Raw genomic sequence first — 20,255 nt, 5'->3', positions numbered from 1 at the left:
CCGCCCGCTCGCTCTGCACTCTTTATTCAACGGTCGGCTGGAGAGCGCGACCGGGATTGGGGGCGCCGAGGCGACACTCGGCGGCCGCCGTAACGCGGCCCGGGATTACGCGCGCTGCCGTGTCCTCCGCGACCGACGTCGGCTGCCGTGTCGGCTCACCTTGCGTTTTGGGCAATGATCTCCGAAAACGCCCCCCGTCCGGGAAGCTTAGGCTTGGCCGGGGCTGCCGGCCGTCCGCCGGAGCCCGGCCGACGCGGCGTTCCGATCCGGTTCGAGGACACGTATCGATGATCGATTACGCGCAGGCGCGGCGGATGATGGTCGACTGCCAGTTGCGGACCTTCGACGTGAACGACAACACGGTGCTCGATGCGTTCGACACCGTGCCCCGCGAGGACTTCGTGCCGAAGGGCCGCGAGCCCTTCGCGTATATCGACCAGACCCTGAGCCTCGGTGAGGCCGGCGGCGAGACCCGCTGCATGCCGGCCCCGATGGTCGTGGCCCGGATGATCCAGGCCCTGCGGATCCGGCCGGGCGTCGCCGCCCTCGACGTCGCCACCGGCACCGGCTACGCGGCGGCGGTCATGGCGCAGCTCGGCGCGCAGGTCACGGCGCTGGAATCGGTGCCCGACCTCGCCGAGGCGGCGCGCACCCGGCTCGGCGCCTCCGCACAGGTGATCGAAGGCCCGATCGCCGCCGGCGCGCCCAAGCAGGGGCCCTTCGACGTCATCCTGATCAACGGCCGCGTCGAGGTCCGGCCGCAGGCGCTGCTGAACCAGCTCAAGGATGACGGCCGCCTGGTCTGCGTGTTCGGCCCGCACCGCAACGCCAAGGTCACGCTCTTCGTGCGTGCCGGCGACGCGTTCGGGGCCCGGCCGCTGTTCGACGCGTCGCTGCCCGGTCTCGAGGCCTTCGCGGCGGAAGCCGGTTTCGCGTTCTGACACCGCGCGCCGGATCACCCCCGCCTCCGTCCTCGCGGGCGGAGCGGGTGGATTCGTGACGGGGCGCGCAGGCCGCGATCAGCCGAGCCTGTAATCCCCCAGCCGGGCCCTGCGGGCGCTCCGGCGATATGCCATGACCGAGTCGGGCCAGAGGGTGTTGTTGCGCCCGCTCGCGTCGAGGTACCAGCTGCGGCAGCCCCCGGCCTGCCAGATGCTGTCGGCCATGCGGCTGTGGATCCGGTCGACGAACCGGGCCTGGGCCTCCGGCCGGACCTCGACGGTCTTCGTCCCGCGACGCAGGGCTTTGAGACAGTCGAGGACGTGCTGCACCTGGATCTCGATCATCGAGACGACCGAGTTGTGGCCGAGCCCGGTGTTGGGCCCGAGCAGCATAAAGTAGTTGGGAAACCCCGCGACCGTGATGCCCTGGTAGGCGCCCATGCCGTCGGCCCAGGCCTCGGTCAGAGACCGGCCGCCGCGGCCGACGAGCTTCATCCGCGCAAAGGTCGCGGTCACGTCGAAGCCCGTGGCGTAGACGATCACGTCGAGGTCGTGGTGCCGTCCGGCCTCGGTGGTCACGCCGGTCTCGGTGATCCGGGCGATGCCGTCCGTCTCCAGGGTGACGTTCGGGCGCTGGAGCGCGGGGTAATAGTCGTCGGAAATCAGCACCCGCTTGCAGCCGAGCCGGTAGCTCGGCGTCAGCTTCGCCCTCAGGGTCTTGTCGGGGACCGCCTTGGCGAGATGGCGCCGGGCCAGAGCCTCGGCCTGACCGGTGAGCTTCGAGACCTTGGTGAAGCCGAGGAGCGCACGCACCTCGTGCAGCCAGAACAGCCGCGCCCGTTCGAGCCGCCGGCTGAACGGCACGCGCCGGTAGCGGCTCTTGGTGCCCTCCGCGATCGCGTGGTCGTTCTTCGGCATGATCCAGGGCGGCGTGCGCTGGAACAGGGTGAGGTGGGACGCGATGGCGGCGAGCTCCGGCACCACCTGGATCGCGCTGGCGCCCGTGCCGATCACCCCGACGCGCTTGCCCTCGAGCGCCACGGCATGGTCCCAGGCCGCCGTGTGGAAGGCGGGCCCGGCGAACGCCTCGCGACCCGGGATGTCGGGATAGGCGGGATGATGCAGCCCGCCCATCCCGGAGACGATCGCGCGCGCCGTGATCGGCCCCCGGTCGGTCTCCACGTGCCACAGGGCGCGCGCCGCGTCCCACGTGGCCCCGGTGAAGGTCGTCCCCAGCTGGATCAGGGGCATCAGCCCGTTCCGCTCGGCGGTGTCCTTCAGGTAGGCCAGGATCTCCGGCTGCGGCGCGTACATCCGGCTCCAGTCGGCCTTCGGGGCGAAGGACAGGGAGTAGAGGTGCGAGGGGATATCGCAGGCCGCCCCCGGATAGGTGTTGTCGTGCCACGTGCCGCCGATGCCGTCGGCCTTCTCGATCACCCGCAGCGGGCCGATGCCCGCCTGCCGGCACCGGATCGCCATCGCGAGCCCCGAGAAGCCCGCGCCGACGATCAGGACGGCCAGGGTCACGGACGCGGTCTCGGACGCGGTCTCGGTCATGGCAGAGGGCTCCCGGAGGGGGCGTGGGGCGCGTGCGCCTTCAGGAAGGCCGCGGCCTCGTCGAGGGAGGCCCGCGCCTCCGGCAGCATGCCGGCGGCGAATTGCCAGGCGTGGGACACGACCGGGAAGAGCTTGAGTTCGGTCTCGACGCCGGCCGCGCGGGCCCGCTCGGCCATGCGGACGGAATCGTCGCGCAGGACCTCGCGCGCGCCGACATGGAACAGCAGCGGCGGGAAGCCGGTCGGGTCGCCGTAGATCGGCGAGATTCGCGGATCGGCCGGATCGGCGCCGCCCAGATACATCGGCCGGATCGCCGCGAGGGCCTGCGGGTCGAACATGGCATCGCGCCATGCATTGGAAACCCGTGACCCGTCCTCGGAGACGAAATCCGTGGCCGGGGAGAAGAGCGCCGCCGCCCAGGGCATCGGCAGACCCCTGGCGCGGGCTTCGCCCATCAGCACGAGGGCGAGGTTTCCGCCGGCCGATTCCCCCGCCACGCAGGCGGCGCCCTCGGCGCTGAACGCCGCCCAGACCGCCGTCACGTCGTCGACCGCCGCGGGGAACGGATGCTCGGGGGCGAGGCGGTAATCGGGGGCGAAGATCGTGAAGCCCCGGTTCGCGAGGGCGCCCGTGACGGGACGGTGCGTCCGGGGCGAGCAGGCGATGAAGCCGCCGCCATGGATGTAGAGCATCCGCCGGCCGGGACCCGCCTTCGGCCGGATCCACTCGCCTTTGACGCCGCCGACGATGCCCGGCTCGTAGGTCACGCCCTTGGGGTCGGGGAAGGCCGGCGCCTCGAAGATGCGGCGGAACGCGGCCACGTCCCGCGCCCGTGCCAGAGGCCCCCGGACCCGGCTTCGGACCATGTAGGCCCCGAGATACGCACGCAGGCTCGCCATCTCAGAGCGCCCCTCCGGACAGACGCACGATCGTCTTCCAGTAGCCCACAGGCATCAGCCGCTGGATCAGCGCGGCATTCTTGGCGTCCTTGCCGACGACGATCCGGGGCGCCCGGGCCTCGATGCCGCGGATGATCGCGGCGGCCGCGTCGGCGGGCGCCAGGGTCAGAAGCTTGCCGAACGCCTCTCGCGCCTTTTCGTCCTCCACGGACGCGCGCTTCGCCGCCTCCGGATCGGTCGGCGGTCGCCGGCCGCGGGCGTTGCGCGAGATGGCGGTGGCGACGCCGCCCGGATGGACCACCGTCACCCCGAGTCCGGTGCCGGCATATTCGTGCCGCAGGGCCTCCGAGAAGCCGCGCACCCCGAACTTGCTGGTGCTGTAGGCGACCTGACCCGGCGGCGCGATCAGCCCGAACAGGCTCGACAGGTTGACGATCTGCGCCGCCGGCCGGGCACGCAGCATCGGCAGGAAGGCGTGGCACATCCGCACGACGGCGCGCAGGTTGATGTCGAGCAGCCACTCGAAATCGTCGAGATGCGTCTCGTCGAACCGGCCGCCGAGGGCGACGCCGGCATTGTTGATCAGAATGTCGAGATGCCCGGACCGTTCTGCGACCCAGTCCGGCAGCGCGCGGATCCCTTCGGCATCCGTGAGATCGAGGACGCGGGTCTCGACCGAGACGCCGCGGATCTTGCCGGCGGTGGCCGCCAGCCCGGTCGCGTCCCGGTCCACGAGGAGAAGATTGCAGCCCTTCGCGGCGAGGCCTTCGGCCAGGGCCGCACCGATACCGCTCGCCGCGCCGGTAATCAGGGCCACCGCGCCCGCGAGTTGGAACCGCTGTGCCAAACCGCGCCTCCCCGTATCGTCGACCTGGATCCGTCTTCAGGGGGATAGGCTCGGCCGGCCTGATTGTCTAGGGTGAACACCCTAGACGAGGATGGGATCATGCCGCGGGGCGAGGGCCGCAGGTTCGACTTCGATGTGGAGGCCAGCCCAGAGGCCGGTCCTGCCGTGCCGATCCCGGATACGCGCACGCGAATTCTGGCAGTCAGCCTCGCGCTGTTCAACGCCCGCGGGCTCGGCCGTGTCACGACGGCGGAGATCGCGGCCGCGGCGGGGATCCGCGAGGGCAATCTGCAGTATCACTTTCCGCGCAAGAGCGGCTTGGTCGAAGCCGTGTTCGCCGCCTTCGAAGCGGAGGCCCTGGCGGTGGCCGGCCGCATGCCCGCCGACCCCGCCGCTCCGGAAGCGCTGCTCGGCTACCAGCGGGCGTGGTTCGACCTGATCTGGCGCTACCGCTGCATCTACCGCGACGGGATCGCCATGGTGGACATCGCCCCGGCATTGCGCCCGCGGATCCATGCCCTGCGGGCCGAGACCCAGGCGCTGGCCCGCGGTGTCTTCGAGGCGGCCGTGCGGGCGGGACGGCTGCGGATCGCACCGGAGGCCCTCGGGCGGCTCATCGACAATGCCTGGATCGTGTCCAGCCACTGGATGAACCATCGCCTCCAGGGGGGCACCACCCTGACGGAGGCCGATCTGGACTGGGGCTTCGCGCAGCTCCGCGACCTGTTCGCCCCCTATCTCGCACCGGACAGCCCGGATTGACGGCGTCTGGCCTGAACCTTCCATACGCTCCGGCCAAGCTCGGAGCCGAAGGACACGATGCTCGACCGCCTGATCCATGCCGGCCTCAGCCTTCTGGTGCTGCTCGCCGTCGCCATCCTGTTCTCGACCAATCGGCGGGCGATCCGTCTCCGCGTGGTGCTCGCCGGGCTGGCCCTGCAGGTGGGGCTCGGTGCTCTGGTCCTGTTTCTTCCCGCCGGGCAGGCCGCGCTGCGGGCTGTCGCCGACGCGGTCGTGACCGTGCTGTCCTACGGCGATCGCGGCACCGCCTTCCTGTTCGGCGGTCTCGTCGAGCCGAGGATGTTCGAGCTGTTCGGCGGCTCGGGCTTCATCCTGGCGCTGCGGGTCCTGCCGCAGATCCTCTATGTCTCCGCGCTCATCGGCGTGCTCTACCATCTCGGCGTGATGCAGGCGCTGGCTCGCCTGCTCGGCGCGGCGCTCCGGCGCATTCTGGGCACGTCCCCCATCGAGTCGTTCTCGGCGGTGATCACCATCGCCATCGGCCAGAGCGAGATTGCCGTCGCGCTGCGCCCGTTCCTCGCCCTGCTCACCGGGGCCGAGTTGTTCGCCGTCATGTCGAGCGGCGCCGCGTCCACGGCAGGATCGATCCTGGCGGGCTACGCGGCCCTCGGCGTGCCCATGACCTACCTGCTCGCCGCCTCGGTGATGGCGATCCCGGGGGGCCTCGTCTACGCCAAGATCCTGATGCCATCGACGGAGCCGACCCGGATCACCACCACCCGGGTCGAGTTCGGCGAGACGCGGGCGGCCAACATCATCGAGGCGGCGGCCGACGGGACCCAGAAGGGGCTCGCGGTGGCGGTCTCGGTAGGGGCCATGCTGATCGCCTTCGTCGGGCTGATCGCCCTGGCGGACGGCCTCTTCGGCATGCTGGGCGGATGGGTCGGGTATCCCGCCGCCTCGTTCGAGGGCGTGCTCGGCTGGGCCCTCGCCCCGCTGGCCTGGCTCCTCGGCGTGCCCTGGGAGCAGGCGACCCTGGTCGGCGGGGCGATCGGCCAGAAGCTCGCCTTCAACGAGTTCCTGGCCTACGCCAACCTGTCGCCGGTCCTGAAGGCCGGCACCCTCGACCCGCGCGCGCAGGCGATCGTCTGCTTCGCCCTGTGCGGCTTCGCCAACTTCGCCTCGATCGCGATCCAGCTCGCGAGCTTCTCCAGCCTCGTCCCGGAGCGCCGCGCCGAGGTCGCCCGGTACGGCCTGCGGGCGATCCTGGCGGGGACGCTGTCGAATCTCACGAGCGCGGCGATCGCGGGGCTGTTCGTGGCGTGAGGGATCAGGTGCCCGTCCGCGCCACGAGCAGCAGCGCGTTCGGGCGCGTCCGTTTCGGCACCGGCAGGCAGCGGTCGAGGACCGACCCGACGCCGTAGGCGAAGGCGAGCGCCAGCGCCCAGGACCACGTCCGCCGGAAGAAGCGGTCGCGGCAGCGGACGGGGCTGACCTTGGCCATCCAGTGAATCAGCGAATCGTGCCGGTCCATGCCGATGGCATGGACCGCCTCGGCGGTGCAGCCCAAGGTTCCGGCCAGTGCCTCGAGAGCGGCGGGCGTCCACCACGTCAGATGGTGGGGCGGCGCGTTGATGACGAAGTTCGGGATCGTGGTGTTGGGCGAGGGCCAGAGCGGCGTCCCGATCAGAATCAGGCCGCCCGGCTTGACGCAGGCCGCCAGCGCCCGGGCGAATCCCAGCGGGTCCGCCACATGCTCGATGACCTGGAAGGCGCAGGCCACGTCGTAGACCGGACCGAGGCGCGCCGCGTGCGCCTCCACGGTCTCGGCGAGGATCGTCCCGGTCGGGGCCTCGGCGGAAAAATTCGGGTCGAGGCCGGTATAGGTGGCCTCCGGCACATAGGCGCGGAAACCGCCGTGGCCGCAGCCCACGTCGAGCACCCGGGCACCCGACGGCACATGCGTGGCGGCCTGGCGGAACTCCAGGCGCTCCGTCTCCGGCCCGGCGAGCTTATCGTGCGCGGCGATCCGGCCGTAGAACGCCCGGTAGAAGGCCGCATCGCCAGCCACCGGCGGATCGAAGAAGATCAGCCCGGTCGGTGATTCCCAGAGCCGGAACGTCCCGGCGGTGCGCAGCAGCGGCCCGACATCGACGCGGCCGGAATAGTGCCAGAGCAGCGTCAGGAAGGCGGCGTCCAGGCGCTCGACGCAGCGCAGGGCGGGGGCACCGGTGATCGGGCAGGGTGGGATCGCTTGATCGGCCGAATACGCAGTGTCCGCCAAACCCGTCCTCGCTCGCTGTGCAGGCTCACATGGCCCGGTGGCGGTTCAGCGGCACGGTTTGGTGTGGCAGGTCAAGCCGAGGCGCAGCATGTCATGCGCGCACAAAAGAAAAGCGCCGCTTCGGATGAAGCGGCGCCCCAGAACGTGATGTCGACGTCTCAGTTGAACGTGTCGATCTCAGCCGACTCGTAGCTGGTGACTTCCATGCCGACGCAGATCTCGGACACGACGGGGGCGGACCAAGCCATGATTTCCTCCAAGTGAATTGACGCGATGGATGAAGAAGCCGCGATGGCCGGAGCGTCGGGCGCTCCGAACCGTGAGCGACTTAGTTGAACGTATCGATCTCAGCCGACTCGTAGCTGGTGACTTCCATGCCGACGCAGATCTCGGACACGATCGGGGCGGACCAGGCCATGGCGTTTCTCCTCGCTGTTGGTGAACTCCATATAGGCAATATCTTGGACGCAATACAAGTGAGCACAACACTTATATTTCTCATAGGGTGGGTTGCTGGCCGGCGGGGCCCGCCTGTCCGTGGCCGCGCGGCCACCCGACGGAGCGTCGTTCGGCATCGGCTGCGGATGGGCGCTGTTTCGGCTTGACGGGCCTCTTGCTCGGGCGCACGACGCACCCGCGCGACGGCGTCTTCGACGGTGCCGCGTTCCCTTTCCAGCAGCGACCAGCGAAGCGACGTGCCCGACCGATCGTGCCTGCCGTGCCCGGCCCCGTGTCGTCATCCCGCCTGAGCCGCTGAGAGGCCTGGCCGCGGGGCGATCGACGCGGCGGCCGGCCACGGCCCTGACCTAGGATGACCGGCGACGCGTCGCCTCGTAACCCACGAGGCGAGGCCATGAACGAGATCGCGCCCTTCGACACGCGAGTCGATCCCTCCGTCTTGGCCGCACGTCTTTCGGACGAACGGGCGCCCGACATCGTCGAAGCGCTGAACGACGAGGCTCCGGAGGTTGCCGCCGCCATCCTGCTCGGTCTGCCGACGGAGCGGGCGATCGAGGTGCTGGACCAGCCGGAACTCGACTGCGCCGCCGACATCATCGAGATGCTGCCCCGGGACCGGGTGGCCGGCTACCTGTCGGGCATGTCGGCCGACCGGGTCACGGACGTGTTCCGCGAGATCGAGGAGCCCGGCCGCTCCGACCTGCGCGCGCGCCTCGACGCCGAGACACGCGGCGCCGTGGACCGGCTCTCGGCCTACGGCGAGGAGACCGTGGGCTCTCTGATGACCACGGAGTTCGTCACCGTGCCGGGCACCTGGACGGTGAGCCAGACCCTGGAGCACATCCGCCACGTGGAGAAGACCCGCGAGACGATCTACGCGATCTTCGTGCTCGACCCGCGCACCCGCGCGCTGACCAAGGCGGTGCCCCTGCGGCGGCTGATCTCGGGCGATCCGAGCGACAACGTCCTCAGCGTCGCGCCGGGACGCCGGCCCCTCGCCGTCTCGCCGACGGCCAGCCGCGAGGAGGCGGCCCGACTGATCTCGAAATACGATCTTCTCGCGCTGCCGGTGGTCGACGCGGTCGGGCACGTGATCGGCATCGTCACGGTCGACGACATGATCGACGCGATGATCGAGAAGCAGACGCAGGACGTGCAGCGCTTCGGCGGCATGGAGGCGCTGCCCGAGCCCTACATGGATATCGGCTTCTTCACGATGATCCGGAAGCGCGCCGGCTGGCTGTGCGCGCTGTTCCTGTCGGAGATGCTCACCGCCTCGGCCATGCAGGGCTTCGAGGGGGAACTGGAGAAGGCGATCGTCCTGACGCTGTTCATCCCGCTGATCATGAGTTCGGGGGGCAATTCCGGATCTCAGGCGACCTCGCTGCTGATCCGGGCGCTGGCCCTGCACCAGATCCGGCTGCGGGACTGGTGGCGGGTGGCCCTGCGGGAGCTGCCTACCGGGATCGTGCTCGGGGCGATCCTCGGGGTGATCGCGGTCATCCGCATCGTCGCGTGGCAGAAGTTCGGCCTCTACGATTACGGCGAGCACTGGCCGCTGGTGGCTGCAACGGTGGGCGCGGCGCTCGTCGGGATCGTGACCTTCGGATCGCTCGCCGGCTCGATGCTGCCCTTCCTGTTGCAGCGGATCGGCTTCGATCCGGCCACCGCCTCGGCGCCGTTCGTGGCGACGCTGGTCGATGTCACCGGGCTCGTCATCTATTTCTCGGTGGCCCTGCTGATCCTGCGCGGGACGCTGCTGTAGGGGGCGTCCGGTCCGGCAAGCCTCGGCAAGACCCGATCCCTCCCCCCGACCCCCTCCCGGACGGGAGAGGGGGCCTGTTGCGGCGCCCTCGAAACGCCGGGGCGAACCAGCGGGCGGCGGCGCCGGTCAACCGGCCGCAGTCGCGGCGAGCCGCTTGCGCTGGACCTTGCCGTTGGGCGTGCGCGGCAGGGCGTCGAGGAAGCGGATTTCCCGCGGCCGCTTGTAGGCGGCGAGCCGCTCGGCGCACCAGGCCAGCAGGCCCTCCGCGTCAGGCTCGGCGTTCGGCTGGAGCACCACGAAACCGCAGATGACCGAGACGTCTGCCCGCACAGGCAGTTCGGCCACGCCGACCTCCGCCACGGACGGGTGGTCGGACAGCACCGCCTCGACCTCGTTGGGCGAGACCCGGTAGCCCATCGCCTTCATCAGGTCGTTGTTGCGGCCTTCGAACCAGAGGTAGCCGTCCGCATCGAGCCGGGCGAGATCGCCGCCGACGAACCAGTCGCCCCGCATCACCTCGGCCTCTTCCTCGGGGCGGTTCCAGTAGCCGAGCATCAGCGCCGGCTCGGTCCGATGGACGGCGAGGAGCCCGCTCTCGCCGGCCGGCAGCGGGACCGGCTCGCCCTCGACGGGCAGGATCGCCACCCGCCGACCGGGCTGCGGCTTGCCCGGCGAGCCGGGACGCACGGGAATCGTCGGGCCGCTGGAGATGTAGGTCGAGATCTCGCTCATCCCGAGCGCCTCGTAGAGGGGCTTGCCGGTGGCCTGCCGCCAGGCATCGAGCAACTCCACCGAGAGGGGCTCGCCCGCCGTGCAGCCGTGGCGCAAGCTCGACAGGTCCTGGGCGCCGAGGTCGCCGTATTTGAGGATCTGGCGGTAGAGCGTCGGGACGGCGGCGAACAGGGTCGCGCCGTACCGGGCGATGAGGCGCGGCCAGACGGCGGGGTCGCGTGGACCGTTGTAGAGCACCGCCGTCGCGCCCACCGACCAGGGATCGCTCAAGCCGACGCCCAGCGTGTAGGTCCAGTTCATGGTGCCGGCATGCAGCATCACGTCGGATTCGGTGAGGCCGAGCCAGTGGTCGCGCATCGGCCGGCGGCCGTAGGTGGCGCGGTGGGCGTGGAGCACGCCCTTCGGCCGGCTCGTCGTGCCGGAGGTGTAGATCAGCATCGCCGGGTCGTCCGCGGCGGTGTCGGCGTAGGCCGGCAGGGGCGGCCCCGCCTTCATCCGCGCGATGGCGGCGGCGTCGAGCAGGAGGCGTCCGCCCAGGGCCTCGGTCGCGACCGTGCAGCCGCCTCCGATCACCACCGCGGCGGCGCCGGAATTGTCCATGAGGAACGCCGCCTCGCCCGCGGTGAGCTGCGGCGAGGAGGGCAGGGCGACGAGGCCCGCCGCCAGGGCCCCGAAATAGACGAGGACGTAGTCGGCCTCGTTGCCCATGCGGATCATCACCCGGTCGCCGGGTTCCAGGCCGAGATCCAGCAGGCCCGCCGCGATGCCCCGCACCGCCCGCTCGACGTCGCTGAAGCTCAGCCGCTCCGCGGTGCCGTCCCCGACCATCACGAGCGCCGTCTTGTCGGGGCGCAGGCGCGCATTCTCGGCCAGGCAGTACCGCGCGGCGTTGAACCGCGCGGGCGGATGACGGTCGTTGGCAAGGCTGTCGGGCACCGGGCGCTCCCCGTATTCGGGCTTTCGGCCGGGTGTCCCGCCTGCGCGGGCGGCCGTCAACCGCGGCCGCCCAGGCCTTTGCCTCCGGTCAGGTCCGCCGCTGCGCTTGGCCCTCCTGCTCTTCGAAGCCCTTGAGCATCTTGTCGAGGGTGAGCGGATAGTCCCGCACGCGGATCCCGGTGGCGTTGTAGATCGCGTTGGCGAGCGAGGCGCCGGCGCCGCAGATGCCGAGCTCGCCGAGTCCCTTGCTCTTCAGCGGGTTCGCCTTGTCGTCGAGTTCGGGCAGGAACACCGCGTCGATCGCCGGGAGGTCGGCGTGGACCGGCACATGGTACTCGGCCATGTCGTGGTTGACGAAGTAGCTGTAGCGCGGATCGACCACCGCATCTTCCATCAGAGCCGCCCCGACCCCGAAGGTCATGCCGCCGATCGCCTGACTGCGCGCCGTCTTGGCGTTGAGGATGCGCCCCCCGGTGAAGACCCCGAGCATCCGCCGCAACCGGATCTCACCGGTATCGACATCGACCCCGACCTCGGCGAAGTGCGCACCGTAGGAGTATTGCGAGAACTTCTGCTTCATCTCGCCGGGCTTGATCTCACCGGCGGCCTCCATGCCCGACCGGGCGAGATCGGTCAGCGACTCCGTCCGGTTGCCCGAGGTCACCGCGCCGTCGCGGAACACCGCCCCGTCCGGGTTAAGGTCGCCGGCCTTGAGCAGGGCCTGCCGGAGGTTGTCGCAGGCGACGTAGAGGGCAGAGCCCGCCGACGCAGCGCCGAACGAGCCGCCGGAACCCGAGGCGAAGGGAAAGTCGGTGTCGCCCATCTCGACGCGGACCCGCTCGGGCGGCAGGCCCAGCATCTCGCCGGCGATCTGGGTGAGGATCGTATAGGTGCCGGTCCCGGGATCGGTCATGGCCATGCGCACCACCAGCACGCCGTCCGGCCCGAGACGGACCTTGGCGGCGGAGGGCATCAGCGGGTTGAGGCGGGCGGCGGCCGACATGCCCATGCCGACGAGCCAGTTGCCGTCGCGGCGGCTGCCCGCCGCCTGCCGCTTGTCCCAGCCGAACAGGCGCGCCCCCTCGCGCATGCAGGGCACGAGCTGGCGGGTGGAGAACGGGACTTTCTTCTCGGGATCCTCGACCGGCTCGTTGCGCACCCGCAGCTCGATCGGATCGACCTTCAGATGCTCGGCCAGCTCATCCATGGCGCACTCGAAGGCGAGCTGGCCCACGGCCTCGCCAGGGGCGCGCATCGACGAGGCGATGGGCATGTTGAGGTTCACGAGCCGATGGCGCGTGATCCGGTTCTGTGCCGCGTAGAGCGACCGGGTGACGTTGGCCGACGTCTCGAAGAACCCGTCGCCCTCGGCCGTGTCGGACCAGGATTCATGGCTGATCGCCGAGAGCCGCCCGTCCTGATCGGCACCGAGCCTGATCCGCTGGATCGTGTCGGTCCGGTGGGTCCCGACGTGGAACTCCTGCTGCCGCGTGAGCGCGACCTTCACGGGGCGCTGGATCAGCTTCGAGGCCAACACGGCGAGCGTCGCCTCCGGCTGAGCCTGGAGCTTCGAGCCGAAGCCGCCGCCGATATAGGGGCTCACGATCCGCACCTTTTCGGGCGGCAGCTTCAGCACAGAGCCGAGCGCCTTCTGACCGCGGTTCAGCATCTGGTTGGCGGTGTAGAGCACAACGCCGTCGCCCTCCCACGACGCGATCGTGGCGTGCGGCTCCATCTGCGCGTGGATCTGGTTGGGCGTGACGTATTCCACGTCGAGCTTCACCGGCGCGGCCGCGAAGGCGGCGTCGAAGTCGCCGAGCTTCGAATCCGGCGGCGAATTGACGGGCTTCGGCTCGTAGGCCGCCGCCAGGTTGTCCTTAAGCAGCCCCTTGGGCTTAGCCGCGTCGTAGCGGACCTTCACCAGCATCGCGGCGGCGCGGGCCTGCTCGAAGGTCTCGGCAACCACGAAGGCGACGGGCTGACCATAGAACGTGACCTTCGTCCCCTGGAGTTGCGGCCAGACCTGCTCCTTCTTCTCGCCCTGCTCGGGGACGTTCTCGTGGGTCATGACCAGGATCGTGCCGGGCGCCCGGCGGGCGGTCTCGGCGTCGATCGACGTGATGGTGCCGGCCGCGATCGTCGCCGGCACGATGAAGCCGTAGGCGGGGTTCTTCAGCGCCCGGGTCTCGTACGCGTAGGGGGCGTGGCCCGTGACCTTGAGCTTGCCTTCGACGCGGTCGAGCGGCTTCCCGACGAGCCCGTCGGCGCGGTCGTCGAGGGGCGTCCGGCCGATCGGCTGGTTCATCTCCATGGGGACGGTCCTTGATCGGGGGGCTTAAGCGCGGGTCGCCTGCGCCACCACGGCGCGCAGGGTCCGCCGGGTCAGCGGAATCTTGAAGTCGTTGCTGCCGTAGCCGCGGGCACCCTTCAGCACCGCGTCGGCGGCCTCATCCGCTGAGCCGGTCCGGACCAGGGCTTCTTCGGCCTCGGCCACCCGCCAGGGCTTGTGCGCCAGGCCGCCGAAGGCGAGCCGCGCCGCGCTCGGCTTGCCGCCCTCGGCGCCCGCGATCACCGCCGCCACCGAGACGGTCGCGAAAGCGTAGGACGCCCGGTCGCGGACCTTGCGGTAGATATGCATGCCGGCCACCGGCTTCGGCAGGGTCACGGCCGTGATGATCTCGCCCTTGCGCAGGTCGGTCTCGATCTGCGGTGTGTCGCCGGGGAGCCGGTGGAAATCGGCGATCGGGATCCGTCGGGTCTGACCCGCCGGATCCATCGTCTCGACGGTGGCGTCGAGGGCGCGCATGGCGACAGCCATGTCGGACGGGTTGGTGGCGATGCAGGAGTCGCTGGCGCCCACCACCGCCATGATCCGGTTGAACCCGCCGATCGCCGCGCAGCCCGAACCCGGCTCGCGCTTATTGCAGGGCATGGCCGTGTCGTAGAAATAGTAGCAGCGGGTCCGCTGGAGCAGATTGCCGGCGGTGGTCGCCTTGTTGCGCAGCTGCCCCGAGGCGCCGGCCAGCAGAGCCTTCGCCAGGACGGCGTAGTCCTTCCGGACCCGCGGCTCCGCGGCAAGGTCGGAGTTGCGCACCAGCGCACCGATACGCAGGCCGCCCTCCTGCGTGGCCTCAACCTTCTCGAGGGGCAGCCGGTTCACGTCGATCAGCGTGGCCGGCGTCTCGATCTGCAGCTTCATGAGGTCGAGCAGGTTGGTGCCGCCCGCGATGAACTTGGCGTTCGGCCGCTCGGCCGCGAGCTTGGCCGCGTCCTGAACCGTGGCGGGACGCTCGTAGGTGAAAGCCTTCATGTCCGCCCCCTCAGAGGTTGCTGGCGGCGGTGTCGCGGATCGCCGCGACGATGTTCGGGTAGGCGCTGCAGCGGCAGATGTTGCCGCTCATCCGCTCGCGGATCTCGGCGTCACTGAGCGTCGGGGTCGAGGCGAGATCCTCGGTGACGTGGCTCGGCCAACCGGCCTTGGCCTCGTTCAGCATGCCGACCGAGGAGCAGATCTGGCCCGGCGTGCAGTAGCCGCATTGGAAGCCGTCATGTTCCAGGAAGGCGGCCTGCATCGGGTGAAGCTTCTCGCCATCCGCGAGGCCTTCGATCGTGGTGACCTGATCGCCCTCGTGCATCGCCGCGAGCGTCAGGCACGCATTGATCCGACGCCCGTCCACCAGCACCGTACAGGCGCCGCACTGGCCGTGGTCGCAGCCCTTCTTGGTGCCGGTGAGAGCCAGATGCTCGCGCAGCGCATCGAGGAGCGTGGTGCGCGTGTCGAGGACGAGATCGTGCGGCTGCCCATTGATGGTGAGCCGTACCGGCATCGTCTGCGGGGCGGGATCTCCCGGCGCCGCCGCTGCGGGGGCCGGTCGGAAGCCGAGGGCGCCGAGCGCCCCGGCCGCCGCGCAGCCTTCCACCACGGCGCGCCGCGTCAGGGCGAACGGCTTCTTCGGAGTCGCGTCTGTCATGCTGCCATCCCGTCCGTGCGCCGCGCTCGACGGCGCGGCGCAACCTGGAATCCGGTGCGCCAACGTGCGGTCGTGCCGATTAGATCCAGTCCAGACTGCGCCCGTTCACCGCGGGCCGAGGTGGTCCGCTGGTCCATGGGCCGCCCTATCCGATCCGCGATACGGGCGCAGAGAATCGGCCCGCAGCCGCGCGGCAGGGCCGGGCGTGGCGCCTCCGGGCCGCCGCGCTCCGCTTGCAAAGGACGCGATCATCGGAACGCGTCGCACCGCCGGCGTTTGGGTAGATCGGAAAGCGTTTCCGGAGGCTCACCCCATGGCCGTCCCGACTTTGGCCCTGAACGACGGGCGCCGCATCCCGCAGATCGGCTACGGCTGCTGGCAACTCTCCGACGCTCAGGCGCCGGACCTCGTCGGCCGGGCGCTTCGGGCCGGCTACCGCCTGATCGACACCGCCGCCGCCTACGGCAACGAGGCGGGCGTCGGACGTGGCATCCGCGATGCGCAGGTGCCGCGCGCGGAGGTCTTCCTCACCACCAAGCTCTGGAACGACCGCCAGGGACGCGAGGAGGCGCGGCGTGCCTTCGACGAGAGCCTGGAGCGGCTCGGCCTTCCGTATGTCGATCTCTACCTGATCCATTGGCCGTGTCCGCAGCGGCGCCTCTTCGTCGAGACCTGGAAAACGCTGATCCAGCTCCGCGAGGAGGGGCGGGCCAAGTCGATCGGCGTCTCGAACTTCACAGCCGAGCACATCGCCACGTTGATCGGCGAGACCGGCGTGGCGCCTGCCGTGAACCAGATCGAGCTGCACCCGCATTTCCAGCGCAAGGCGCCGCGCGCGGACGACGCGCGTCACAGCATCGTGACCGTGTCCTGGAGCCCCCTCGGCCAGGGCAGGGAGCTGAACGACCCGGTCATCCTCGCGATTGCGAAGGCCCATGGGAAGACGCCCGCCCAGGTGGTGCTGCGCTGGCAGGTGCAGATCGGCTGCGTGGCGATCCCGAAGACCGCCCGGCCTGAGCGCATCCTCGAGAACATCGCGCTGTTCGATTTCGAACTCGGTGCCGGCGAGATGGAGGAGATCGCGGCCCTCGACCGCCCCGACGGCCGCATCGGCCCCGACCCGGCGTCCTTCTGCTGACCGACATCCCTTCGGCGGCGCAGCGTAACATCGCGCCGCAAAAGATTTATGCTCACAGCTAGCATATCTGGACAGGCGCGTCCGGCACCCATAAGTTAGACGGCACAATGCTCAAACTGAGCATAATGGAGGACGCCATGGCGGCGACCGTTGCACCCGTCTCCCGCACGCCCATCCCGGGCCTGCCGCTTCCGGATCTCTACGCCCGCGTCAGCCGGCACGTTCCGGCGATCGAGTGGCCGGCGCTCGCCCCCGACATCGAGGCGATCCTGCGCCTGAAGCGGGAGCGCAACGCCGTGATCCTGGCGCACAATTATCAGGCGCCCGAGATCTTCCACACGGTGGCCGACATCGTCGGCGACAGCCTCGCGCTCGCCCGCGAGGCGGTGAATGTCGACGCGGACGTGATCGTGCTGGCGGGCGTCCACTTCATGGCCGAGACCGCCAAGCTCCTGAACCCGGCCAAGACCGTGCTGATCCCCGACATGGGCGCGGGCTGCTCGCTGGCCGATTCGATCACGGCCGCGGACGTGCGCGGCCTGCGGGCGAAGTATCCGGGCGTGCCGATCGTGACCTACGTGAACACCTCGGCGGCCGTGAAGGCCGAGTCGGATTTGTGCTGCACCTCCGGCAACGCCGTCGCGGTGGTGAAGTCGCTGAACGCGCCCCGCGTGCTGATGATCCCGGACGAGTTCCTGGCGCAGAACGTCCAGGCCGAGATTCCCGAGGTCGAGATCCTGACCTGGGCCGGCCACTGCGAGGTGCACGAGCGCTTCACCCCGGCCGACATCCGCGAGGTCCGCGACAGCTATCCCGGCGTGACGGTGATCGCGCATCCGGAATGCCCGCCCGACGTGGTGGCCGAGTCCGACTTCTCCGGCTCCACCGCGATGATGATGGACTTCGTCGTGGAGAAGCGGCCGAAGCAGGTGGTGCTCGTCACCGAGTGCTCGATGGCCGACAACATCGCGGCGCAGAACCCGGATATCGAGTTCATCAAGCCCTGCAACATGTGCCCGCACATGAAGCGGATGAGCTTGGCGAACATCCGCCGCGCGCTGGAGACGATGACCCACGAGGTCACGGTCGATCCGGCTTTGGCCGACCGGGCCCGGGCGGCCGTGGAGCGCATGCTCCAGGTGCGCACGCGATGAACGCCGTCTCGCCCAGCACCGCCGACCGCGTCGTCGTGGTCGGCGGCGGCGTCGCGGGGCTCAGCGTCGCGCTGCGTCTCGCACCCCGGCCGGTGACGCTGGTCACCGCGTCGGCCCTAGGCCTCGGCACCGCCACCGGCTGGGCGCAGGGCGGCATCGCCGCCGCGGTCGGCGCCGATGACGCGGCGGAACTGCACGCCGCCGATACGGAAGCGGCCGGCGCCGGGCTGACCGAGTCCGACGTCGCGCTCCGCGTGGCTCAGGAAGGGCCGGGCCTGATCGATTGGCTGGTGCGGATCGGCGTCCCGTTCGACCGGACCGACGATGCCGCGCTCGCGCTCGGGCTTGAGGCCGCGCATGGCCGCCGCCGCATCGTCCGCTCCGGCGGCGACGCGACCGGGGCGCGCGTGCTCGAAGGGCTGGTGCGGGCCGTTCTCGCTGCACCGTCCGTCGAGATCGTCACGGCGCGGGCCTGCGACCTGCTCCGGGACGCGGGCGGGGCCGTGGCCGGCATCGTCGCCGAGCGCGACGGTGCCCTGTTCCGCATCCCGGCCCGCGCCGTGGTGCTGGCCACCGGCGGCGTCGGCGCCCTCTACGCGGCGACCACGAACCCGCCCGGCGCCGTCGGCCGCGGTCTGGCGCTCGCCGCCCGGGCCGGTGCCGTCATGCGCGATATGGAGTTCGTGCAGTTCCACCCGACCGCCATCGCGGCCGGCGCCGACCCGATGCCGCTCGCCACCGAGGCCCTGCGCGGGGAGGGCGCCCGACTCATCGACGAGACCGGCGCACCCGTCATGGCCGGTATCGCCGGCGGCGATCTCGCCCCGCGCGACGTCGTCGCCCGCGGCATCTTCCAGGCGCTGCAGCGCGGCCGCACGGTCTATCTCGACGCCCGCGGGGCGCTCGGCGCCGCGATGCCGACGCGCTTCCCGACGGTAGCGGGACTCTGCGCCGCCGCCGGCATCGACCCGGCCGTGCAGCCGATCCCGGTCCGCCCGGCGGCGCACTACCATATGGGCGGCGTGAAGGTGGACGCGCACGGCGCCACATCGGTGCCGGGCCTCTATGCCTGCGGCGAGGTCTCCTCCACGGGCCTGCACGGCGCCAACCGCCTCGCCAGCAACTCCCTGCTGGAAGGGCTCGCCTATGCCCGCTTCATCGCCGACGGGCTCGATGCGCCGCCGCCGGCGGCCATCGTGCCCCAGGCCGTGACCGCCCGCACCTCCGGTGACCTGACGGCGATCCGCGGCCTGATGGAGCGCCAGGTCGGGGTCGTGCGCGACGCCGCCGGCCTCGGGGGGGCGGTCGCCGCCCTGACGCCGGAGGCAGAATCCTGCGACGCCGCGCTGGTGGCGCTGCTGATCGCCCGCGGCGCGTTGGACCGCCAGGAGAGCCGCGGCGCCCATTGGCGCAGCGATCATCCGCATCTCGCAGCCGCGACCCATACCGAGACCACGCTGGCCGATCTCCGGGCGGCGCAGAGCGGCCGGACGGTCGCCGAGGAGGCCCTGACGCCATGACCCGATCGGTCTTCTCCGACGCGATCCTGCCCCTGCCGCGGCTCCTGGTGGAGCCGGTGGTGCGCGCCGCCCTGCTGGAGGATCTCGGCCGGGCCGGCGACATCACCACCGACGCCATCGTGCCCCCCGGCGAGCGGATGCGCGGCGTGATCGCCTCCCGCCAGGACGGCGTGATCTCCGGCACCGATGCCGCCGCCATCGCGTTCGCGCTGGTCGATCCGGCCGTCACCGTCACGGTCGAGCGCGGCGACGGGGCCCGCGTCGCCCCGGGCGACGTGGTGCTGCACCTCGAGGGGCCGGCCCGCGCCATCCTCACCGCCGAGCGCGTCGCCCTGAACCTGCTCTGCCGGATGTCGGGCGTCGCCACGGCCACCCACGGCCTCGTCGAGGCGGCCCGCCCGCACGGCAAGGCCTCGATCGTCTGCACCCGCAAGACCACGCCGGGCCTGCGCGCCCTGGAGAAGCACGCCGTGCGGGCGGGTGGGGGGTCGAACCACCGCTTCGGCCTCGACGATGCCGTGCTGATCAAGGACAACCACGTGGTGGTGGCGGGCGGCATCGTGCCGGCCATCGAGCGCGCCCGCGCCCGGGCCGGCCATCTCGTGAAGATCGAGTGCGAGGTCGACAGCCTGGAGCAACTGGAGGAGGCCCTTTCGGTCGGGGTCGACGCGGTGCTCCTCGACAATATGGGGCCCGACCAGCTCACCCGCGCGGTGGCGATGATCGACGGACGCGCGCTCTCCGAGGCGTCGGGCCGGATCACCCGCGAGACGGTGGGGGCGGTCGCGGCCTCGGGCGTCGACCTGATCTCCTGCGGCTGGATCACCCACTCGGCGGCGATCATCGACCTGGGTCTCGACGCGGCCTGAATGGGCGACCTCCGGGTCGCCGCGGGGATCCGCCGTCGGGCAGGGCTCGAAGATCATCACGTTCGGGTGACAAGTCTTCGTCATCAGCGCGGCTGAGACACCCGAAGTCTATCGCCGCGCGACCGACTCGCTAAGGTTTCGCCCAACCGCGACGCCATCGACCGGACGTGACCGTGAGCCAAGCCCTGCCCTCCGCGGCTGCCCCGGCGGTCGATCTTCCGGCGGCGCCGGTGGCGCGCAAACCCGGTGCCGTCCGACATGGGCCCGGCGCCGCGCTGATGCTGGGCGCGCTGGGCGTCGTGTACGGCGACATCGGCACGAGCCCGCTCTACGCGTTCAAGGAGGCTGTGAAGGCGGCGACCGCCGGCGGGGCGTCGGTGCCGGCGGCGGCCACGGGGGCGGTGTCGCTGATCCTGTGGTCGCTGATCCTGATCGTGTCGCT

The 20,255-nt window shown here is 70.8% G+C and carries 19 protein-coding genes; 9 read left to right on the top strand and 10 right to left on the bottom strand.

Annotation, left to right across the window (positions count from 1 at the left end; genetic code table 11):
* Window positions 1-287 precede the first annotated feature (287 nt).
* On the top strand, window positions 288-941 hold the full coding sequence (locus tag ABIC70_RS00095; protein WP_043349657.1) for a protein-L-isoaspartate O-methyltransferase family protein: 654 nt from the start codon (window positions 288-290) through the stop codon (window positions 939-941).
* Between the two features lie 78 nt (window positions 942-1,019).
* Here ABIC70_RS00095 and ABIC70_RS00090 read toward each other — a convergent pair whose 3' ends face one another.
* The 3 genes from ABIC70_RS00090 to ABIC70_RS00080 are packed head-to-tail and all read right to left on the bottom strand — an operon-like array spanning window position 1,020 to window position 4,244.
* Window positions 1,020-2,498, bottom strand: a complete 1,479-nt coding sequence (locus ABIC70_RS00090; RefSeq protein WP_354438542.1) for a flavin-containing monooxygenase — start codon at window positions 2,496-2,498, stop codon at window positions 1,020-1,022.
* Window positions 2,495-3,397, bottom strand: a complete 903-nt coding sequence (locus ABIC70_RS00085) for an alpha/beta hydrolase (RefSeq protein ID WP_043387506.1) — start codon at window positions 3,395-3,397, stop codon at window positions 2,495-2,497. The genes ABIC70_RS00090 and ABIC70_RS00085 overlap by 4 nt, the downstream gene beginning before the upstream one ends.
* Window position 3,398: 1 nt before the next feature.
* A complete protein-coding gene (locus ABIC70_RS00080; RefSeq protein WP_053611149.1) occupies window positions 3,399-4,244 on the bottom strand; it encodes an SDR family NAD(P)-dependent oxidoreductase in 846 nt (281 codons plus the stop codon).
* Between the two features lie 99 nt (window positions 4,245-4,343).
* Between ABIC70_RS00080 and ABIC70_RS00075 the strand changes: the two genes are divergently transcribed.
* Window positions 4,344-5,006: a TetR/AcrR family transcriptional regulator gene (locus ABIC70_RS00075; protein ID WP_051044742.1), complete on the top strand. Its 663-nt coding sequence runs from the start codon at window positions 4,344-4,346 to the stop codon at window positions 5,004-5,006.
* A gap of 57 nt (window positions 5,007-5,063) precedes the next feature.
* Window positions 5,064-6,311 carry a NupC/NupG family nucleoside CNT transporter gene (locus ABIC70_RS00070; RefSeq protein WP_182591180.1) on the top strand — a complete coding sequence of 416 codons (1,248 nt, stop codon included), beginning with the start codon at window positions 5,064-5,066 and terminating at the stop codon, window positions 6,309-6,311.
* A 4-nt stretch (window positions 6,312-6,315) separates the two neighbouring features.
* Here ABIC70_RS00070 and ABIC70_RS00065 read toward each other — a convergent pair whose 3' ends face one another.
* The 3 genes from ABIC70_RS00065 to pqqA (ABIC70_RS00055) form a co-directional block, all read right to left on the bottom strand.
* Window positions 6,316-7,269: a class I SAM-dependent methyltransferase gene (locus ABIC70_RS00065; protein WP_354438541.1), complete on the bottom strand. Its 954-nt coding sequence runs from the start codon at window positions 7,267-7,269 to the stop codon at window positions 6,316-6,318.
* A gap of 158 nt (window positions 7,270-7,427) precedes the next feature.
* Window positions 7,428-7,517 (bottom strand): pyrroloquinoline quinone precursor peptide PqqA, encoded by a 90-nt coding sequence (gene pqqA / locus ABIC70_RS00060; protein WP_007559225.1) that lies wholly within the window; start codon window positions 7,515-7,517, stop codon window positions 7,428-7,430.
* 80 nt (window positions 7,518-7,597) lie between these two features.
* On the bottom strand, window positions 7,598-7,687 hold the full coding sequence (gene pqqA / locus ABIC70_RS00055) for a pyrroloquinoline quinone precursor peptide PqqA (RefSeq protein ID WP_007559223.1): 90 nt from the start codon (window positions 7,685-7,687) through the stop codon (window positions 7,598-7,600).
* Between the two features lie 435 nt (window positions 7,688-8,122).
* Between pqqA (ABIC70_RS00055) and mgtE the strand changes: the two genes are divergently transcribed.
* Window positions 8,123-9,493: a magnesium transporter gene (mgtE, locus tag ABIC70_RS00050; RefSeq protein ID WP_354438540.1), complete on the top strand. Its 1,371-nt coding sequence runs from the start codon at window positions 8,123-8,125 to the stop codon at window positions 9,491-9,493.
* Window positions 9,494-9,619: 126 nt separating this feature from the next.
* On the opposite strand, the gene ABIC70_RS00045 is transcribed toward mgtE, so the two are convergent.
* From ABIC70_RS00045 to paoA, 4 genes are all read right to left on the bottom strand, one after another.
* Window positions 9,620-11,161, bottom strand: coding sequence for an acetate--CoA ligase (locus ABIC70_RS00045; RefSeq protein WP_053611152.1), 1,542 nt, complete (start codon window positions 11,159-11,161; stop codon window positions 9,620-9,622).
* Window positions 11,162-11,249: 88 nt separating this feature from the next.
* Window positions 11,250-13,472: a xanthine dehydrogenase family protein molybdopterin-binding subunit gene (locus ABIC70_RS00040; protein WP_179697742.1), complete on the bottom strand. Its 2,223-nt coding sequence runs from the start codon at window positions 13,470-13,472 to the stop codon at window positions 11,250-11,252.
* Window positions 13,473-13,496: 24 nt separating this feature from the next.
* Window positions 13,497-14,471 carry an FAD binding domain-containing protein gene (locus ABIC70_RS00035; RefSeq protein ID WP_043760371.1) on the bottom strand — a complete coding sequence of 325 codons (975 nt, stop codon included), beginning with the start codon at window positions 14,469-14,471 and terminating at the stop codon, window positions 13,497-13,499.
* 10 nt (window positions 14,472-14,481) lie between these two features.
* Window positions 14,482-15,132, bottom strand: coding sequence for an aldehyde dehydrogenase iron-sulfur subunit PaoA (paoA, locus tag ABIC70_RS00030; protein WP_274926228.1), 651 nt, complete (start codon window positions 15,130-15,132; stop codon window positions 14,482-14,484).
* A gap of 313 nt (window positions 15,133-15,445) precedes the next feature.
* Between paoA and ABIC70_RS00025 the strand changes: the two genes are divergently transcribed.
* The 5 genes from ABIC70_RS00025 to ABIC70_RS00005 form a co-directional block, all read left to right on the top strand.
* Window positions 15,446-16,270, top strand: a complete 825-nt coding sequence (locus tag ABIC70_RS00025; RefSeq protein ID WP_354438539.1) for an aldo/keto reductase — start codon at window positions 15,446-15,448, stop codon at window positions 16,268-16,270.
* A gap of 137 nt (window positions 16,271-16,407) precedes the next feature.
* Window positions 16,408-17,424, top strand: a complete 1,017-nt coding sequence (gene nadA / locus ABIC70_RS00020; protein ID WP_043387528.1) for a quinolinate synthase NadA — start codon at window positions 16,408-16,410, stop codon at window positions 17,422-17,424.
* Entirely contained in the window at window positions 17,421-18,944 is a 1,524-nt protein-coding gene (locus ABIC70_RS00015) for an L-aspartate oxidase (protein ID WP_043387524.1), read from the top strand. The genes nadA and ABIC70_RS00015 overlap by 4 nt, the downstream gene beginning before the upstream one ends.
* The gene (gene nadC / locus ABIC70_RS00010; RefSeq protein ID WP_354438538.1) at window positions 18,941-19,813 is read left to right on the top strand and encodes a carboxylating nicotinate-nucleotide diphosphorylase; all 873 of its coding nucleotides are present in this window, start codon (window positions 18,941-18,943) and stop codon (window positions 19,811-19,813) included. Before ABIC70_RS00015 ends, nadC begins: the two co-directional genes overlap by 4 nt.
* 230 nt (window positions 19,814-20,043) lie before the next feature.
* The coding region (locus ABIC70_RS00005; RefSeq protein WP_354438919.1) for a KUP/HAK/KT family potassium transporter at window positions 20,044-20,255 on the top strand (212 nt) is incomplete at its 3' end.

The organism is Methylobacterium sp. 1973 (assembly GCF_040545035.1).
Taxonomy (GTDB): Bacteria; Pseudomonadota; Alphaproteobacteria; order Rhizobiales; family Beijerinckiaceae; genus Methylobacterium; species Methylobacterium fujisawaense.
The sequence above is the reverse complement of the archived record's forward strand: the minus strand, read 5'-3'. Positions and strand labels throughout refer to the sequence as shown.